Origin of the sequence: Lactobacillus sp. 3B(2020), assembly GCF_013487845.1 — a bacterium.
GTDB lineage: Bacteria > Bacillota > Bacilli > Lactobacillales > Lactobacillaceae > Limosilactobacillus > Limosilactobacillus alvi.
In genome coordinates this window covers 964,894-983,564 of record NZ_CP047410.1, presented here as the reverse complement: position 1 = coordinate 983,564, position 18,671 = coordinate 964,894, and the positions used below count along the sequence as shown (strand labels likewise).

General features: G+C 43.2%; 17 protein-coding genes, 1 other RNA gene, 1 pseudogene and 1 riboswitch. Of the genes and pseudogenes, 3 read left to right on the top strand and 16 right to left on the bottom strand.

Translation table 11 applies throughout. The features are described 5' to 3' along the window. Positions 1-4 precede the first annotated feature (4 nt). From thiD to GTO83_RS04845, 11 genes are all read right to left on the bottom strand, one after another. Entirely contained in the window at positions 5-802 is a 798-nt protein-coding gene (gene thiD, locus GTO83_RS04895) for a bifunctional hydroxymethylpyrimidine kinase/phosphomethylpyrimidine kinase (RefSeq protein ID WP_180871996.1), read from the bottom strand. Beyond that, on the bottom strand, positions 799-1,563 hold the full coding sequence (gene thiM, locus GTO83_RS04890) for a hydroxyethylthiazole kinase (RefSeq protein WP_180871995.1): 765 nt from the start codon (positions 1,561-1,563) through the stop codon (positions 799-801). The genes thiD and thiM overlap by 4 nt, the downstream gene beginning before the upstream one ends. Positions 1,564-1,606: 43 nt before the next feature. After that, positions 1,607-1,714: riboswitch (TPP riboswitch) on the bottom strand. Between the two features lie 37 nt (positions 1,715-1,751). Continuing rightward, positions 1,752-2,669, bottom strand: coding sequence for an FAD:protein FMN transferase (locus GTO83_RS04885; RefSeq protein WP_255463181.1), 918 nt, complete (start codon positions 2,667-2,669; stop codon positions 1,752-1,754). A 14-nt stretch (positions 2,670-2,683) separates the two neighbouring features. Further along, entirely contained in the window at positions 2,684-3,223 is a 540-nt protein-coding gene (locus tag GTO83_RS04880; protein WP_180871994.1) for a hypothetical protein, read from the bottom strand. 94 nt (positions 3,224-3,317) lie between these two features. After that, positions 3,318-4,520 (bottom strand): NRAMP family divalent metal transporter, encoded by a 1,203-nt coding sequence (locus GTO83_RS04875; RefSeq protein ID WP_180871993.1) that lies wholly within the window; start codon positions 4,518-4,520, stop codon positions 3,318-3,320. Between the two features lie 20 nt (positions 4,521-4,540). Then, positions 4,541-5,290 carry a LamB/YcsF family protein gene (locus GTO83_RS04870; protein WP_180871992.1) on the bottom strand — a complete coding sequence of 250 codons (750 nt, stop codon included), beginning with the start codon at positions 5,288-5,290 and terminating at the stop codon, positions 4,541-4,543. A gap of 21 nt (positions 5,291-5,311) precedes the next feature. Next, the gene (locus GTO83_RS04865; protein ID WP_180871991.1) at positions 5,312-6,670 is read right to left on the bottom strand and encodes an acetyl/propionyl/methylcrotonyl-CoA carboxylase subunit alpha; all 1,359 of its coding nucleotides are present in this window, start codon (positions 6,668-6,670) and stop codon (positions 5,312-5,314) included. After that, the gene (locus GTO83_RS04860) at positions 6,642-7,073 is read right to left on the bottom strand and encodes a biotin/lipoyl-containing protein (RefSeq protein WP_180871990.1); all 432 of its coding nucleotides are present in this window, start codon (positions 7,071-7,073) and stop codon (positions 6,642-6,644) included. Before GTO83_RS04860 ends, GTO83_RS04865 begins: the two co-directional genes overlap by 29 nt. A 4-nt stretch (positions 7,074-7,077) precedes the next feature. Then, complete coding sequence (locus tag GTO83_RS04855; RefSeq protein WP_180871989.1) at positions 7,078-8,094, bottom strand: biotin-dependent carboxyltransferase family protein; 1,017 nt, start codon at positions 8,092-8,094, stop codon at positions 7,078-7,080. Continuing rightward, positions 8,095-8,808: a 5-oxoprolinase subunit PxpB gene (gene pxpB, locus GTO83_RS04850; RefSeq protein WP_370524342.1), complete on the bottom strand. Its 714-nt coding sequence runs from the start codon at positions 8,806-8,808 to the stop codon at positions 8,095-8,097. Positions 8,809-9,160: 352 nt separating this feature from the next. Further along, a complete protein-coding gene (locus GTO83_RS04845; protein ID WP_180871988.1) occupies positions 9,161-9,403 on the bottom strand; it encodes a cytochrome b5 domain-containing protein in 243 nt (80 codons plus the stop codon). A gap of 430 nt (positions 9,404-9,833) precedes the next feature. Here GTO83_RS04845 and ade point away from each other — a divergent pair. Next, positions 9,834-11,573 (top strand): annotated as a pseudogene (gene ade, locus GTO83_RS04840) (adenine deaminase). A 300-nt stretch (positions 11,574-11,873) separates the two neighbouring features. Here the strand turns inward: ade and GTO83_RS04835 are convergent. The 5 genes from GTO83_RS04835 to GTO83_RS04815 all read right to left on the bottom strand — a co-directional run bounded on the left by GTO83_RS04835 (position 11,874) and on the right by GTO83_RS04815 (position 15,698). Continuing rightward, positions 11,874-13,007 (bottom strand): class I SAM-dependent RNA methyltransferase, encoded by a 1,134-nt coding sequence (locus tag GTO83_RS04835; RefSeq protein ID WP_180871987.1) that lies wholly within the window; start codon positions 13,005-13,007, stop codon positions 11,874-11,876. Positions 13,008-13,009: 2 nt separating this feature from the next. Then, positions 13,010-14,185, bottom strand: a complete 1,176-nt coding sequence (locus GTO83_RS04830; protein WP_180871986.1) for an ATP-binding protein — start codon at positions 14,183-14,185, stop codon at positions 13,010-13,012. A 57-nt stretch (positions 14,186-14,242) separates the two neighbouring features. Further along, positions 14,243-14,618, bottom strand: an RNA gene (rnpB, locus tag GTO83_RS04825) — RNase P RNA component class B. An 18-nt stretch (positions 14,619-14,636) separates the two neighbouring features. Further along, a complete protein-coding gene (gene gpsB / locus GTO83_RS04820) occupies positions 14,637-15,002 on the bottom strand; it encodes a cell division regulator GpsB (RefSeq protein ID WP_180871985.1) in 366 nt (121 codons plus the stop codon). Positions 15,003-15,104: 102 nt separating this feature from the next. Further along, a complete protein-coding gene (locus GTO83_RS04815) occupies positions 15,105-15,698 on the bottom strand; it encodes an SLOG family protein (RefSeq protein WP_180871984.1) in 594 nt (197 codons plus the stop codon). An 87-nt stretch (positions 15,699-15,785) separates the two neighbouring features. Between GTO83_RS04815 and recU the strand changes: the two genes are divergently transcribed. Then, a complete protein-coding gene (recU, locus tag GTO83_RS04810) occupies positions 15,786-16,409 on the top strand; it encodes a Holliday junction resolvase RecU (RefSeq protein ID WP_180871983.1) in 624 nt (207 codons plus the stop codon). Next, the gene (locus GTO83_RS04805) at positions 16,402-18,621 is read left to right on the top strand and encodes a PBP1A family penicillin-binding protein (RefSeq protein ID WP_180871982.1); all 2,220 of its coding nucleotides are present in this window, start codon (positions 16,402-16,404) and stop codon (positions 18,619-18,621) included. The genes recU and GTO83_RS04805 overlap by 8 nt, the downstream gene beginning before the upstream one ends. Positions 18,622-18,671 lie beyond the last annotated feature (50 nt).

Genomic DNA, 18,671 nt, shown 5'->3' with positions numbered 1-18,671 from the left:
TGTTTTACACCGCCCAGTGATTTAATGGTCCATGACCGTGGCCAACTAGGATCCCATCCCGAATTGTCGCTGTTACGTAAGCCTTACCAATTTGAATTGCAGACTTAAGGTCGGTTCCCTTAGCGATTTCAGCAGCGATGCAAGCAGAAATTGTATCGCCAGTGCCATGGGTATTAATGGTTTCAAACCGAGGACCACTCAACCAAAAGTCCGTCCCATCGGCTAATAACACATAATCACTTGCCGCGGTCTCAGTGTCCAAATGGCCACCCTTAACTAAGACATTTTTAGCACCCAAAGTTTGAAGTTTTTCAGCTGCCGCTCGCATTGCTCCCTGATCCTTAATCGTAATTCCTGTTAAAACTTCAGCCTCAGGTAAGTTAGGGGTTACTAAGCTTGCAAGTGGTAACAATTCCTGTTTAACCGTTGCTACAGCATCATCAGTCAATAAATGAGCACCCCCTTTAGCAACCATTACCGGATCAAGAATATAAGGGCCAAAATTAAACTTCCGTAAATTTTTAGCAACCGTCCGCACCGTGTCACTGTTGGCTAACATGCCACTTTTGACAGCTTTAATCGCTAAGTCATCAGCAACCGCTTCAAATTGCTCATCAATAATTGTTTTAGGTAGGGTAAAAGCATCATTTACCCCGCGAGTATTTTGGGCGGTTACAGCAACTACCACAGACGCCCCAAAAACATGTCGCATTTGCATCGTTTTTAAATCTGCCTGCATGCCAGCCCCACCACCAGAATCAGATCCAGCGATTGTTAAAGCTTGAGGAAATTGTTTTTTCATTTTTCTACTCCCTTCCAACTTTTTGAATTTGCTTGGTCCAAGATCGTTAAGAAATTAGCCGACCAATCACCAAGTTTCCCGGTGTCTGCTCTTTGTCCTGCCTGGCCAAAGTATTCCGTTCCAAATTTGACAGCTTCAAATTGACTAATCGGTAAGCTAAGGCAACCACTCAAAAAAGCCGAAAGCATGTCACCAGTTCCAACGACTTTTGGCATCATTGGACTTCCCATCGTACATTCAACCGTGGTTTTGCCATCACTTACGTAGTCAATTGGCCCAGAAAGAACCACTAAGCAATGCTGCTTTTGCGCACAAAGTTGGGCCAGGTAAGCCGGATTATTTTCGTCTCCGGCATCAATCCCCCGGGCGCGACTTTGAATTCCTGCTAAATAAGCAATCTCACTCGCATTACCACGGATTAAAGTTACCCCTTTCTTTAGAATTGATTGGACTAAACTTTGCCGAGCTTGACTCGCACTTACTGCAACCGGATCTAAGACAATTGGCTTACTCAGTTGGGTTGCAGTCGCCATCACCGCATCAATTAAAGCCGCTTGATCACTGTCAACCGAGCCAATATTAATGGTTATGGCATCCGCCAACTGGGTTAGCTCAGTAGCCTCATGAAAGTCAGATGGCATCATCGGTGACATCCCTACTGCGCTTAAAACATTAGCTACTGCTCCAGCAGTAATAGAATTGGTCACTACTAGTACTAAGGGACGTTTAGCTTTAATTTGGTCAATTAAGTTTGTCTTCATCTTTTTCCTTTCCGGAACATCAAAAAAGGCGTTATCCCCGCAGGATAACGCCTCCGTAACGTCCCTACGCGAGTTCTAACTCACAGGTTCAATGGATCCGTGTTTCTCAAACACATCTCAGCCCGGTGCACGGGCACTCCAGTTACATTTTCTAATTTAATTGTAAGCGGTAATGAAAAATTGTCAATCTAATCACCTGGCCCATGATATTCAAACAGCTGGTTCCGGTTATCAATGACGATGGCCTTAATCCCTGGTAACCCTTCCACTACACGTTGAATTTCGGCTTGTGGTTTTCCAAAGAGCATTGTTGTCCAAATCTCGCCATCAACCGACCGTTTAGAAATAATCGATAAACTTGTAATCTTGGTGGGAGTTGGATAACCAGTATGTTTGTCAAAAATATGGTGATAAAAATGATGGTTAGCTTCCAGGTTTCGTTGGTAAATCCCAGAAGTTACAATTGATTGATCACGGAGATTTAATACCCGCCGGTAGTTGCCAAGCGGTTGAGCTGGATCTTGCAGGCCAACGTGCCAATAACCATCCGGATTACTCCGCTTCCCGCCGATCACAACCACGTTCCCACCAAGATTTAAAAGGGCTGATTGGACCCCGTTTTGGCGTAAATAATCGGTAAGTAGATCAGCGATATATCCCTTTGCAAGCGACCCCAAATCAATCTCCATTCCAGCTTGTTTTAGGAAAACCGTTTGTTGAACTGGATTCAATTCAATTTGGTGGGGATCAGTCAGTTTTAGTCGTGCTTTAATTTTATCATCACCTGGCTTATGAGCATCATCAAAACCAATATGCCAGAGCTTAACGAGGGGCCCAATGGCAATATTTAAGTTGCCGACTGGCATTAGACTATAATCTTTACCAATTTGTATTAAGTCGAATAACTCCGGAGCTACTTTTACTGCTTGCTTACCAGCCTGATGGTTGACTTGCATTAACTCGGCTGAATCATCATTTGCACTAAAACGATGTTCGTACAATTTTAGCTGACGCACTACTTCATCTGCCAAAGCTTCTGCCTCTTCGTGATCGATCTGGACATCGATTACGGTCCCCATCAAATGAACCCGTCGTCTTGCAATCATTTTTTCATCCTCTTTCAATAAAATCGTTGGTTATCTTGCCGGCGTTCAACCCGTTCCATTAGCCGTTCGAGCTGGTTTTCCATTAAGTTAGCTTGGCGATTCAAAGCGTAATTTGTAGCTTCAAGATTCTTCAGTACGTCGGCCGCTTGAATCCGATAGCGCCGGTGTTTTTCAAACTGCATAATGCCAACTTCTTCACCGGTTTGCACCCAACTATCATATTGGCTTAAGATCCGTTGAAGCCGTTCTTTAGCAGTGATCTTTGGTAGTGTCTTCCGTTCTCGTAACACTTTTGTTTGTGATCGCTTTGCCTTTTTCTTTGGCGATGCTGGGAGCTTCTGTCCATTAGCCAAGGCAGTCAGATTTTGAATATCAGCCTTCAGAAGAGGCATCCGAGCGCGTTGACAAGCTTTGATCCGTGCATGTTTAGGGATGAACTGACCATTAGCCTTTGCAAGTTGATAAAGGGTAGTGGGAAATTTAATTTTCTGCTTCGCCTTCTCCGTTAGCACTGCTTGTTCCTCTTTTGAATAGTAATTTTGCCATTTCTCCATTACCAACTTACCTCCCGAAATAACCATTTCATTTCAATTGAACCAAAAAAAGCGGTTGATTGCAATTCAACCACCGCTTTTGATGATGACCAACTTAGAATAAGGTAAAGATGGTTTTTAAACTGGCAAAGGCCATGAAAAGGACCACTATCCAACCAGTAATTGATAACCAAATTGGATGATGGTAACGGGCTCCCATAATTGGTTCTTTAAGGGCCGCAACTAATAGGATCGCTAACGCAATTGGTAAAATTAAACCGTTCAACGCGCCCACTACCACGAGAACCTTTGCTGGTTGACCAACGAGGGCAAAAACAATCGTTGCAAAGGCAATGAAACCAACCGTTAAATAATCTCGGAACCGAACTGACCGGCCATTGACCGCATAGTCTAAAAACGAAGTTGAGGTAAAGGTTGAGCCAATAATTGACGACATTCCCGCTGCAAAAAGTAACAAACCAAAGAATTTTAGGCCAAAACTTCCGGCAGCAGTTTTAAAAATCGCAGCGGCAGGATTTGTTGGATCAAGTTTTGTGCCGGTCAAAACTACCGCTAGCCCAACTAAGAACAACATAACCCGGATCACCGAGGCTAAGCCAATTCCCGTTAAAGCCCCGAGGTTAACATACTTGATATCTGCTTGGCCTTTTGCTCCACCTTCAAGGAGTCGGTGACCACCAGCGAAAGAAATATAGCCCCCAACAGTCCCCCCAACAATTGTCAAAATCGAATAGAAATCAATTTTCGTTGGAGCAAAGGTATGACTAACAGCCTGTCCATATGGAATCTTGGTTACTACCAACATATAAATTAACACTAGGACTGCGATTATCGCTAAAATTTGCACCGTCCAATCAACGTACTTGAGAGCATTTTTAACAATTAAAATCCCAATCGCAAAAATTGCAGAGAGAATGGCCCCCCAGATAACCGGAATACCAAACAATACGTTTAATCCGAGGCCAGCGCCAGCCACGTTCCCAATATTAAAGAAAAGGCCGCCTAATGCGACTAAAGCCGATAAGAGATAGCCTAAGCCCGGAACGACTTCATTAGCGATTAACTGTGCGCGTTTTCCTGCAACGACAATGATCCGCCAAATATTCAACTGCACAATAATGTCGACCAAAATACAAATTAAAATGGCAAAGCCAAAATTAGCCTTTTCACTTTGTGTAAAGGTGGCTGTTTGGGTTAGAAAACCCGGGCCAACCGCCGACATCGCCATTAAGAAGGCCCCACCAAGGGCGGCTTTTTTTACGGTTTGGTGGTGACTTTGACTTAGTTTTTCTTGCATAGACTCCCTCCTAGTTTTTATTATCCTGCTGTGATTTCAACTCCGTTTTCTGCTAAGGCCAACCGTAACTGCTTGATTAAAGCTAAAGCTGCGGCATTATCTCCATGAACACAGATCGTATCTGCTTTCAGATTTACAATTTCACCAGTAATGGCAGTAACTGCTTGGTTTTCAACCATCCCTACTGCCCGCTTTGCAACAACTTTAGGGTCAGTTAAGACTGCCCCAGGTTGGGAACGCGGTACTAAACTACCATCAGCTTGATAGGCCCGGTCAGCAAAAACCTCTGACCTAACTGGTAAACCAATTTGGTTAGCCGCCTTAATTAATTCTGAGCCGGCTAAGCCATATAACGGTAAACCAGGGTCAAACTTCTGAATCCCCCGGCAAATTGCTAAAGCTAATTTAGGATCTTTTGCAGCAGCGTTATATAATGCTCCATGAGGTTTTACGTGATGTAAGCGATGACCCTTTGTAAATCCAGCCAGCGCCGCAATTTGGTAAGTAATTAAATGTTCAACCTCACTTGACTTCATTGCCATGTACCGCCGTCCAAATCCCTGGCGATCAGGATATCCCGGGTGGGCGCCAATGGCAACCCCCCGCTGGTTAGCAATGGTCACTGTCTCAGCAATTACATCTGGATCTCCGGCGTGAAAACCACAGGCAACGTTTGCTGAAGTAATCAACCCCATTAATTCCTGATCATTACCGAGCTGGTAACGACCATAACTTTCACCTAGATCACTATTTAAATCAATTCTCACCATCAAATTATCCCCTTTATTGCTTTACGAAGCTGACTTTTGATCAAGCCAGTTGACATCGGTAACTAACCGTTGAAAATCTGGTTCTTGTAAAATTTGCTCTAATTGATCAAGGTTTGTTTGGATTCCACCAATCACCGTTTCATCAATTACTGCTTGCATCTGTTGGAGAACTCGTTGGCGCCGATCACCATAAACGATGATCTTGGCAATCATCCCATCATAATTAGTTGGGACTTGGTAGCCTTGATATAGCGCCGTCTCAATTCGCACCCCTTGACCTACTGGCAAATGGAGCGCACTAATCTTTCCCGGTGTCAAAGCGTTAATCCGACATTCCATAGCAAAACCGAATGGTTGGGGCCGCCGATTACTCAACCTTGCCCCAGCAGCGATCCGTAATTGAATTTCTACTAAATCTGTCCCAGTGATCAATTCCGTAATTGGATGTTCAACCTGAATCCGGGTATTCATTTCCATAAAGTAAAAACTACCATCAGGATTATAGAGAAATTCAATCGTTCCCACCCCTTCATAGTTTAATTGGCGAACTGCTTGCTCTGACCAACGAAGCATCTTTTCTCTAACGTTTGCCGGTAAAATCACTGCGGGGGCTTCTTCAATCACTTTTTGGTGGCGGGCCTGAATTGTACAATCCCGTTCACCTAAAGCCACAGCATTGCCATATTGGTCGGCAATAATTTGAACCTCAACGTGGCGGGGATTTGGTAAGTATTGTTCTAAATACATCCGCTTGTCATTAAAGGAAGCAACGGCTTCTTCTTGAGCAGTGGCAAATTGTTGCTTTAATTCACCTGCTGAATTAATAATCCGCATTCCCTTGCCGCCACCACCAGCACTTGCTTTTAGCATTACTGGGTAACCAATTTGATCCGCCTGTTGTTTGGCCTCAGCTAGGGTTGTAATTGCCACTTGACTTCCTTTTACGACTGGAAGGCCCGCCTTTTTCATCGTTAAACGTGCTGTTTCTTTGTCCCCTAAAAGTTTGATCACTTCCGGGCTCGGCCCGATTAATTTCAAGTGGTTTTGCCGACAAGCCTGGGCAAATTCAGCACTCTCTGATAAAAAGCCATAACCAGGGTGAACTGCTTCTGCTCTTGTTAATTTGGCTGCTGAAATAATAGCACTAATGTTTAAATAGGACTGTTCAGCATTTGCAGGACCAATACAAACGGCTTCATCAGCTAATTGCACGTGCAGAGCTTGCTCATCTGCAGTGGAGTAGACAGTAACCGTCTGGAGGCCAAGTACCCGACAAGTTCGAATAATCCGGACCGCAATTTCACCCCGGTTCGCAATCAAAACTTTATGAAAAGGCCACTTACTAATTGAACTACTGGATTTGAATAAGTGGTTGTCCATATTCAACCCCCTCTTCGTTATTTACAAGCACACGTTCCACAATTCCATCAACATCACTAACGACGTTGGTAAAAACCTTCATTGCCTCAATAACTCCAACAACTTGACCGGCCTTTACTTCGTCCCCAACCTTGACATAAGCCGGTTCTTGTGGTGATTTTGCCGTGTAAAAAATTCCGACCGTTGGAGCATTGATGGTATGACCTTCAACCACATCAGTCCGTGGAGCCCGTACTGGGGCTTGGTCAGAGCGATCAACTTGGGAAGTAGTATTACTATTGACTTTTGTTGGTGCTTTTTTAAGCTTTATCCTCTCTTCCCCCTGCTGGTACTCTAATTCTGTAAGTTGACTATTTTCTAGTAGCTTGGTTAATTTTTCTAACGCTGTTTGATCAATTTCCATCTTCTTACTCCTCCAACATTCGACTAATCCGTTGGCTGGCAACCCGGCTTATTCCGTATGGCGGACGATATTTTCCCGCTAATACGGTCTGCTCAAATTGATCCAGTTCTTGCCGCAGTTGATCTAAAGCTTGCCGCGCCTGTTCTAAAGAAATTAATTCAAATTGAATTTTTTGCCCTGCTTGGCACTGGGCAAAATAACCTAAGTCAATGGTCGCAATTACCGCAATTACCGGATAACCACCGGTAGTTTGGCGATCAGCCATTAACACAATTGGTTCACCGTTTTGGGGAATTTGCAATGCTCCTCTAACTGTTGCGGTTGATAACAAGTTTTTTTTCGGAACCTGCAGCTTCGTTCCTCCAAGTCGATACCCCATTCGGTCAGCTTGGTTAGTTACTTTAAAGGTTCCTTGAAATAACCTTTGCTGATTGAGATGATCAAACCACTGCCATTGTGGTCCTTTAATCAACCGGATTTTTATTATCTCATCCTGATTAGGTAGTCGTTGGGCTTGCGCCCGGCGGTGATAAAAACTGGTCAAAACCGTTTGTTTTTTGATTGGAATTAAGTCGCCAGCTTCTAACGCGCGACCGTGAAAGCCACCGAGGTGCAGGCGAATTGTTGTTGACTGGCTCCCAAGAACTGGTGCGGTTTGGATCCCACCAGCGATAGCTAAGTACCCAATCCGCCCTTTTTCAACTGGGCCAATCTTTAGGATATCGCCAGCTTGTACTTGAAGGCATTGATTCATTGGGATTAACGCATGGTTTAACTCTGCCTTGAAACTGGCGCCGGTTAGAGCAATGAAAGTTGAACGTTCAAATTCTAAGGTCGGTCCAACTAAAGGAAACTCTAGGACTGCTGTTCCTTCAGCATTACCAACCAGTAAATTTGCTAAGCGCGTTGCCGCTCGATCAACGCTGCCGGAAGCCGGGAAGCCAAATCGTTGGGCATCAACTCGCCCCGTATCCTGAATGGTTGTTTGGAGTCCGGGTTCAATTACTTGTAGAAAAGCCATCTACTCCGCCTCCCTTGGCTGATACGTCTTCGCTTGAACAGTTAACTGAATTGCCTTGAATTCAGCGGGAGTAACGGCCTCAAATTGGATTTGATCCCCCGCCTGATAAAAGCTAACTGGATTTTCTGGTTGATACAACTTAAGTGGTGTTTGTCCGATAATACGCCATCCCCCTGGAGAAGTAACTGGGTAAAAACCAGTTTGCTGACCAGCAATTCCAATACTTCCAGCCGGGATCTTAAGCCGGGGGCTTGCTAAACGGGGCATGGCAATTTGATCAGGTACCGTCCCCATATAGGCAAATCCCGGAAGAAAACCAAGAAAGTAAATTAAGTACTTTTGTGCAGTATGGAGCCGAATCACTTCCGTCGGGGTAATTCCCCCATAGTCAGCCACATCCCTTAGATCAGGACCGTATTCACCACCGTAAGCGACAGGGATAAGCCAAGTTTTAGCTACTGGTAAATCACCACTTAATGAACTTTCAATAATCGGGACTAACCGTTGCCTTAACATTTTGCCATTGGTAATTTGCCCATTAAAGGTAACCGTTAAAGTCGCATAGGCTGGAATAATCGTTTCAATTGCCGGAATCTTTGCCTTCATGATCAATTGTCCTAAAAGTTGAACTCGACGATTAATTTCCGGATTAATTACTTTCCCCAATTCAATAACAATTGCTTGATCACCATAGTCGAATAATTGATAATCCACGATCCCACCTCCAAACTTTATTAGAATTACTTATAAGTTAAAACTAGTCTAAAGAGCTTTATTTAATTTGTCAAAGTACCAATCGCTAGAATTGACACAAAAAGCGAGCTTAAAGTTAAGAAAATTAACCTACAATTCCAACAAAATTAATTATCATTCTCATTTTTACTTTAAAACTTGTTTCAGGAACAAATTATCAAATGTTAATTTTTGATACTAAAAAGGCTGATTCTAATGAATCAACCTTCGTTCTTCTTATCCCAACCAGGCCGTCAAGGAGCTTTTTTCCTAACCTCCCTAACCTAGTTAGTGGGGATGGAACCAGGCATTAACCTCATTCCCCACTTCTGACTTATTCTGGAATAACTTTCCCTACAACTGGTAGCTTTGCTAAATTCTTTATTCCGTGCGGTGAAACTTCATGGATTGACTTGGAAACATCATGTCCAGCAAGATTTCCGTGGTGCTCACCATTTTGCCAAGCTGGACTATTTGAAACATCATAGATCACTCCATCCACCGCCACGTAACCAGGACGGCCATCTTGAGCATCATATTGCGCTAATTGAGCTAAAGTTAAATTCTTTTCTACCATTTAATGACCTCCTTACCTAATGTTTGTATTCATTTTACCATTAAGCGTTTTCATTAGATAATGTTATGCTCGCGATTGATATTTTTTAAATTTAATATGTGCTTTTTTTTACTCAACTTCTTCTAAAATTATCATTGACCCGCGATTCAACCAAGTATTAAACGCTTAGTTACGTAATAAGAATTATGAATTCCTGATCCAGTTCCTAATATTCGCCCTGCTAAATGGGTAATTTGACCATATTTTGCCACAAAATGAATTAGAACCAAGGTGACTTATTCAAGCACAGTTGCGAATAATTTTTCATTGAATTTGTGTGATACTTTCGGATATTTATTCCAATATTTTTAAAAAAGTTCGTAAAATCATTGATTATATCGTCAAAAATTATTATAATGGTCGACAATTTATCTTCAAAGGAGTTTTAATCTTGGAAAAAGCAACGCTTAAAAAATTAATTGACGTCGCTGCTGGCCGGATCCCAGCCGACTTGGTTTTAAAAAATGCGCGTATCGTCAATGTAATGACACACCGCTTAATAAACGGTGATGTTGCCATTAGTGATGGTTTAATTGCAGGAATTGCCGACCATTATGATGGACATCAAACCATCGACCTTAACCATCACTTTCTTGCTCCCGGCCTCATTGATGCCCACATCCATATTGAATCAGCTTATGTCTCTCCTGAAGAATTTTCGCGATTGTTTGTCCCCCACGGGACCACAACAGTCTCCACAGATCCCCACGAAATTGTTAATGTAGCTGGTTTAACCGGTCTTAATTACATGCAAACGGCAGCTAAGCAAGCAGCGATGGACATTCGCTTTATGATGCCGCCTTGTGTTCCGTCAACCCCTTTTGAACACGCTGGCGCGCATTTAACTGCCAAAGATATTCAACCTCGCCTGGCAGATAATCAAGTTGATGGCCTAGCAGAATTAATGAATTATGTTGGGGTGATTAATAATGATGATACCATGCTTGACGAAATTTTAGCTGCCAAAGCAACTGGTCATCGGATTGACGGCCATGCTCCTGAATTAATGGGAAAAGCCCTAAATGCTTATGCCGCTGCTGGAGCTGTTAGTGATCATGAATGTATGACGATTGAGGAAGCCCAAGCCCGCCTTGATGTCGGAATGTATCTAATGATTCGGGAAGGAACGACTGAACATAATCTAATTGATCTTCTCCCGATTGTTAATTCAGCCAATGCCCGCCGGTGTCTCCTAGTCGGTGACGATGTCCAAACCAAGACGGTGCTTTCAATTGGTCATCTTGATCATTCAATTCGGCTAGCAATTGCTAATGGTCTGGATCCAATCACCGCAATTCAAATGGCGACCCTTAATGCTGCTGAATATTGTGGTCTTGCGGATCGGGGCGCAATCACTCCTGGCCGGCGGGCTGATTTAATCGTGGTTGATGATCTACAACATTTTAAAGTAGAACAGGTCTTAATCAAGGGCCAAATTGTCGCCAAGAATCATCAATACCTCCTTCCTGTAAAACGCACAACAATTGATTCCGTTGCTAACACGATGGCGGTTAAACCATTCTCCACTTCACAATTTAAGCTAAATCTGAGTGGTAAAATGATCCGAGCAATTTAAGTTCTACCAGGCCAAGTTGCTACCGGTGAAAAACATCTTCAACCAACCGTCGATTCTGACCATGATTTTAAATTTAATCCCTACCAAGATCTCGTAAAAATAGCGGTTATCGAACGTCATCATCATACCGGCAACCTTGCTGTAGCCCTACTTGCCGATTACGGTTTGAAGCATGGCGCCATCGCTAGTTCCATTGCCCACGACTCTCATAACGTTATTGTTGCTGGGGTTAATAATGAAGAAATGAAAGCGGCAGTTGAAGCGCTGATCAACCAAGGTGGTGGGGCAGTCGCCGTCAAAGATGGTCAAGTAAAGGCTAAATTTGCTCTACCAATTGCCGGTTTGATGAGTGACCAACCAGGAGAAGTTATCGTCAAAACGCAAACTCACTTTGATCAAGTTGCTCATGATATTTTAGGGATCCCGGCAAATATCGATCCGTTGATGACTTTAAGTTTTATGTCTTTAGCAGTAATTCCAAAATTAAAGCTCACCGATGAAGGCCTTTTTGATGTCGCACAAATGAAATTTGTTCCTCTAGAAATTGCTAACTAATTTCTAGCATAAAAAAAGAGAGAGGCTGGGAAGAAACTCGTATTTCTTAGGTTGTTTTGCATCTCCGAATGTTACTCAGTAACTAAGGTCAAAGCAGTAGCTGAATGGCAGTTACTTCCCTGAAGGTCGCACCAACCTATTCAGCCTTGCATGGGCTCACAAACGCCAAACCAGTTGGCTGGTTCGCTCCAAATCACAGCCTTAGCGGATAAGAAGGACGAAGGTCGATTCTAATGAATCAACCTTCGTCCTTCTTATCCCAACCAGGCCGTCAAGGAGCTTTTTTCCCAACCTCTTGCTTTATCTTTGTTTATGTCCCCAGTACTGGAACAAATCAGTTCGGAGGGCCCCGTTGTAAAGTTTCCGACGCTTAGTTGCTGGAGCTCCATAGTATTTTTCAAATTCTAAATCAGCTGTCAAAATGTACTTAGACCAAGTTGTCATTTGCCGATAAATTGCCCCCATTTGGCGATAAAGTTCCCGAACACTATCAAGATCACTTAGTCGCTCACCATACGGCGGATTAGCCACAAGAACTCCGTTGATTTTGTCAGTGTGCCAGTCTTTAACTGCCAATTGTTTAAAGGTAATTGCTTGTGATAAACCGGCAGACCGGGCATTTTCCTTAGCTATCTCGATCATTTGGCCATCAATATCATAGCCAGTAATGTCGAGGTCAATATCATAATTTGCGGCATCCATTGCTTGATCCCGTAATTGATCGCTTAAACTTTCAGGAACTAAATTAACCCAGCGTTCAACCGCAAATTCCCGGTTTAAACCAGGAGCAATATTGTAACCAATCAAAGCAGCTTCAATTGGAATCGTCCCTGACCCACAAACTGGGTCAACAAACGGATTGTCCGGAAACCAATGGGCTAAACTAACTAAAGCTGCCGCTAAGTTTTCTTTTAGCGGTGCGCCCCCTTTTGCTTTCCGATATCCTCGTTTAAATAGACTTGAACCGGAAGTATCTAGGGTTAATAGAACATGATTCTTGGCGATCGCTACTTCAAGCGGGTAAGTTGCCCCCGTTTCAGGTAAGCGAGTTCGGCGATGATAAACCGTGCCCAGCCGTTCAACAATGGCCTTCTTTACGATTGCCTGGACACTTGGGACATTGTGAAGAATTGAATGATGGCTCTTCCCTTCAACTGGAAAATTAGCATCCAAAGGTAGTAAATCTTCCCAGGCGAGGGCTTTCGTTTGGTCAAAGAGTTCATCAAAAGTAGTGGCCTCAAATTCACCGACGACAATCTTAACCCGGTCCGCAATCCGGAGCCACAAATTTGTCCGTAACACATCCTTAATCGTTCCTTCAAACCGAACCCGCCCGTTTTCAACCTGGGTTTGATAGCCTAAATCTCGGAGTTCTCGTCCTACTAGAGCTTCAACTCCTGCTGCCGCCGTCGCAATTAATTGATATTTCTGCATAGTTACCTCTTATTTTGATCATTTTTATTTGTCAACCATTCAGGAAGCTGAACTTGAATTTCTTGCCATTCATCCCCATCGCAATGAAGCCAACCTTTCCCCACTAAAAGTTGAGTTGAATCCACCTTTTTTGGTAGATTTAAACTCCTGACCTCAACTGGATCAGTAATCCGGTGTAGCAGGCAATTTGAAAACTGGGATCGCAACCGCGGTGCTAAATCGAGTGGCGATTGGGTCGTTAAGATCAAAGTTAAATGAGCCTTTCTTCCTTCTCGCGCAATTTGAAAAATACCGTTTTTCACTAAATCAGCTTCCTTAGGTAAGTACCGGTGGGCCTCATCAATTACTAACCGTACTGGAAACTTAATGTTGGAAGCTAAGCGTAAGGTTAAGACCCGTTTTAAAAGAGTTGAAATTAAAGCTTCCTGACTATGAGGGTACTGGCGTAAAAGTGATAAGTCAATCACTAAGGTCCGGTGTTCACTGGCTTGACTCGTAAATTGTTTAAAAAGATAATTTAGTTCGACTTTAAAAGTCCCGGGATGTGGATCATAGTCAAAAAGTTTATGGAACTCTGGCTGAGCAATCCGGGTCGCTAAAGTAATAATTTGATCCCAATTTTGTCGTAACTGGTCTTGGGCTAATTCTTGACCCAAATAATTAAAATCAGCCCGCTGATCAGCATATGGCACCACAAACTCCTGAATAAGTTGTTCAGCTAGCTTTGCAAATTGGTAGTCCTTCATCCAAGTAGCAAGCCGACGCAAATCCTGCTGATAGTCGGCAATCAATACCCCTTGCCGCTTAAAAATACCATTACTTTTACATAAATGACGAGCAATGCGAAGATCTAAAATTGCCTGGCTTAACTTAGTCCTTAACCTTGGCCCCCAATCTAAATTTAAAACCGCCATTAATTCATCTACCCGAAGTTGGTCAGGAGCCAAATAAGCATTCTCGCCAAGCCGATACGTCACGGTATTAGGGAGCTTAGTATATTCTCCTGTTGGGTCTAACACAATTACAGTTTGATTTTTCTTTTGTAACTCACTCAACAAGGCGAGAACGGACGTTGTTTTACCACTCCCGGTCTGTCCAACAACTAATAAATGGCGGTCAACCACTGATTGAATGTCAATTTCAGAATTCGCCGATGAGGTTAATATAGCAAATGCCATGATTTTCCTTTCACTTAATAAAAAAACCCGGTAAAACCGGGTTGCCTGTTTGCAGATTTCTGTAGGCCATGTTTTGTCGAAGCTTAAGCCTCAGGCCAGCTTAAACCGTGGTAATCATCTATCTCAGTAGTAAAACTACTCCCCTGGAATCACTTCAATTTGCTATCCAAAGCTCCCCTACCGTATGTTTGGGTTTACCGCTTGAGGGGTTTACCGCGTTCCACCAGTTTGGTTTCCCAACCTGCTTCGTCACTGTGGCACTTTTCAGGAATACTAAGACATAGTAAAAAACCGTAGTCTGTTTTTCCGCCGTCATCAATCACTTGATGCCCCGCCTTATTTTTTCAGCGAGCACAAACACTACGGGCATCGCAGCCCGTGCGAGCATGGACCTTCCTAACGTAACATAAGCTACGCTCGATTACCCAAAACCTGCAAAAATTAACAAAATTTATAGTAGATGGGAATCATCTTCACCATTATCTCCGAGCTGCGAACCAAAAACTCGCCGTTCCAAATTGGAAAGCCGTTTTAGAATATCCATATTCGTTGCCCCGGAAACAACCGGTTGACTAGCTGGCGTTGATGCTCCGATGGAAGAACCAACTTCAATTTGACGATTTAATTCGTCAACCTTCGCTTTGAGCCGTTCGTTCTCATCTTGGAGCCGTTCAACTTCTTTGTTGAAGGTGTCATAGTCCTTGATAACATCGTCTAAGAAAGAATCGACATCATCTACATCGTAACCCTTCCCAATACTCTTCTCTTTAAATTGCTTATGCAAAATGTCTTGGGGAGTAAACTTAATGTTATCCATATCCAACACCTCATTTGCTTTTAATTCGTCAACACAAAACAATTTTACCAAAAACTAAATAATTTACAAGTAGTTATCTTCAATTTTTACTTTAAATTTATCTTACCAACCACTTTTTCGTTCTCGTTCCTCTTCCGCCAATTCTTCCGCGGCCATCTGTAACTCATCAAAATCAACAATTTGGAGTTTAAGACCATCATCAGCCGCTTTTTGCTTCGCTAATCGATAGTCATAATACGCTTTGGCATGTCGTTGAGCCTCATTGTCCCGTTCAGGATCAAAGACTAATAACACTTCATCAGCATGCTCAAACATGAAGGCTTGGTACGCTCTTAGTTGCATTGGTCCTTGGTATGGTTGTTTACTCAAAGTTCCTACATAGTCGAGTTTTAATTCAATTTGATCAAGCGCTTCCTTGCGGGCGGGTTTCCATTGCTCCCCTACCCCTTCAAAGGGCCTCATCATTCCTAATTTAAAATCTGGATAATCCGGTTGGATTTTAAGTGCAACTTCAAGCGCCCACCGTTCAACTCCTGGTTGGGGACCAGTAATCAACCAAGTTGGTTCGGTTTGTTGGTTTAACCATGTAACAATTTTTTCCTTTAAAACCCGTTTGATAACCTGTACTTCCGGTGCCTTTGGATCGAAAATTCCTAATTCATAATCTCGATAACCACTTACCCATAAACGTTGCATAGATATTTCCTCGTGTAACCATTCCGTAACTGTGCTTTACCCCGGTACTGATGATATAATATAGCACGTAGTGAAGGGAGACCTCAAATGTCAATTCATTATCCAAATGGTCAGGGACCGTTGTCAGCAAGTCAATCGGTTAAAAAAAAGATCAAATCAGTAAACTTTGCGGATCGCGGAATGTCACTGGAAGCTGAAATCAACGCTAGTAATACCTACTATTTAACGACTGGTCAGGCTGTGATCCATAAAAAGCCTACCCCAATTCAATTAGTTAAGGTTGATTATCCTAAACGAAGTGCGGCCGTTGTTCGCGAAGCATATTTTCGCCGCCCTTCAACAACGGATTATAACGGCGTTTATCGGGGCTACTATATCGATTTTGATGCAAAGGAAACGAAAAATGTTACTTCATTTCCTCTTAAAAATTTTCATCAGCACCAAATTGATCACTTAGCCGCTTGTTTGAAACAAGGTGGAATTTGTTTTGCCTTCATTAAGTTTACAAAGCTTAATGAATATTACTTACTACCAGCCTCCTTCTTAATACAAACTTGGCAAATTCAAGCCTCTGGTGGTCGTCATTCCATCCCTCTCACCACGATTAAGAAATGGGGAATTCCCGTTCAAAACGGGTTAAATCCTCGATTACAATACTTACCGGCTGTCGATCAATTAATTGCACAGCAAAAAGGAGTAACGAATGAATAACGATGAATATCCCACTTCAAAATCTCGTCAGCAACGACGCGATTTTGGAGCAGACGGTCAAGGAAAAGGCCCATTAGTGCGTCGAATTATTGGCTGGACTCTCAGTATTATTTTGTTAATCGTTGTTGCCTTAGCAGCCCTCTTTTTCTTCTGGGCTTCGAGTGCCCCAACGATTAGTGAGAGCGCCTTAAAAAGTCAGTCGACAACGACAATCTATGATGCTAACGATCAAGTAATTTCTCGACTGGGAGCTCAACGGCGAGAATATGCTACTAGTAGTGAAATCCCCGCCAGTCTGAAGAGTGCGGTTGTCTCAATCGAAGACCGGCGTTTCTATAAACACCATGGGGTTGACCCCGTTCGGATTGTTGGCTCAGCCATTGCTGACATTTTCCACCGAAGCTCAGGAGTCCAAGGGGGAAGTACTTTAACTCAGCAATTAGTTAAGTTAACCGTCTTCTCTACTTCAGCAAAGGATCAAACTTTAAAACGAAAGGCGCAAGAAGCTTGGTTAGCTATTAATGTTGAACGGCACTTCTCAAAGCAACAAATTCTCCAGTTCTACATCAACAAGGTCTACATGGGGAATGGGGTTTATGGGATGAAGACCGCAGCCCAATACTACTATGGTAAAGACTTAACAGATCTTAATCTCTCCCAAATTGCTACTTTAGCAGGAATTCCCCAATCACCAACTTACTACAACCCTGATGTTAGTGATACGGCTCCGGCAACGGAACGCCGAAATCAAGTTCTAGAAGCAATGGTTCGTTCAAAAGCAATCACTAGCGCTCAAGCTAAGCAAGCTGAAGCTGAAAGCATTACTGAAGGACTTGACTCAAGCCACGGAAATACCAGTGAAAACTCAACTGGTGTGAAGGAAAAAGTTGTTGATTCTTACGTTAAGGAAGTCTTAGCTCAACTCGAAGCGGCTGGCTATAACGTCAATACCGACGGTTTGAAGGTCCATACTAATTTAGACCTTGATGCCCAACAGGAATTGTATGATCAAGCGAATAATAACGTTTCCTTCCAAAGCGATAAGATGCAAACGGGGGTCGCGATTACTGATCCTCACAATGGTCAAGTAGTCGCTATGCTTGGTGGGCGGAAAACTGGGAATGTAATTTATGGGCTTAACCGGGCTGTCCAAACTAACCGGAGTTCTGGTTCGACAGCGAAGCCAATTATGGATTACGGTCCAGCAATCCAATACTTACAATGGCCAACCTACAAATCAGTTAGTGACTCACGATTCTATTGGCCTGGAACTACTAAGCTCCTTAAGGACTGGGATAATAAGTACAAAGGAAACATGACCATGCGGGAAGCCTTAGTTCAATCACGGAATGTTCCGGCGATCAAAACCTTACAATCTGTTGGCCTTAGTCGGGCAACCACCTTCTTAAAGGGACTCGGTATTACGCCAAATAAGAGTGGCTTCAATCTTCAAAATGGGATTGGCCTCTACGTTTCACCATTACAGCTTTCTGCCGCTTATGGGGCTTTTGCTAACGGTGGAACTTATTACAAACCTTACTATATTAGTTCAATTACAACCCAAGATGGGAAAACAATTAATTACAGTAAACATGGTAAGCGGGCCATGAGTCGGGCTACCGCCTACATGATTACTGATATGTTAAAAGGGGTCTTTACTAATTCAAATGGGACCGCTACGGTTGCCAACCTTTCTGGGGTTCACCAAGCCGGGAAGACCGGGACTGATGACCCAACTGTTGGTGATTCTGGTGTTACTGACTCTTGGATGGTTGGTTACACCAAGAATTATTCCATCGCCGTTTGGACCGGGTTTGATAACCCTCGTTACTCAGTCGCTGAAACTTACGAAAAATCAGCTCAGTTACTTTACAAGAACATGATGTCCTACTTGGATGGACAAAACCACGCCAGTGATTGGACAATGCCAGATACGGTTGAAGCCGTATCCTATGGTGGTCACAAAGAATTAGTCATTAGGGATTCAAAATGGGCATTAGGAATGACCGAGATGTCTTCATCCTCTTCCCATTCAAGTAGCACTAGCTCACAATCCTCAAGTACTAGTAGCGCTTCTAGCTCTTCAAGCAGTCGAGAAGCAGAAGATAGCTCCAGTGCCACAAGTAGTAGTGCCGTAAGTTCTTCAGCTTCTAGCGCAAGTTCAGCTGCATCAAGCGCATCAAACCCTCCGCAAATGAGTAGTAGTCAATAAGATTTCAAACCATACTAAAAAGCGTTAGGCAAAACCATTTCTGGTCTGCC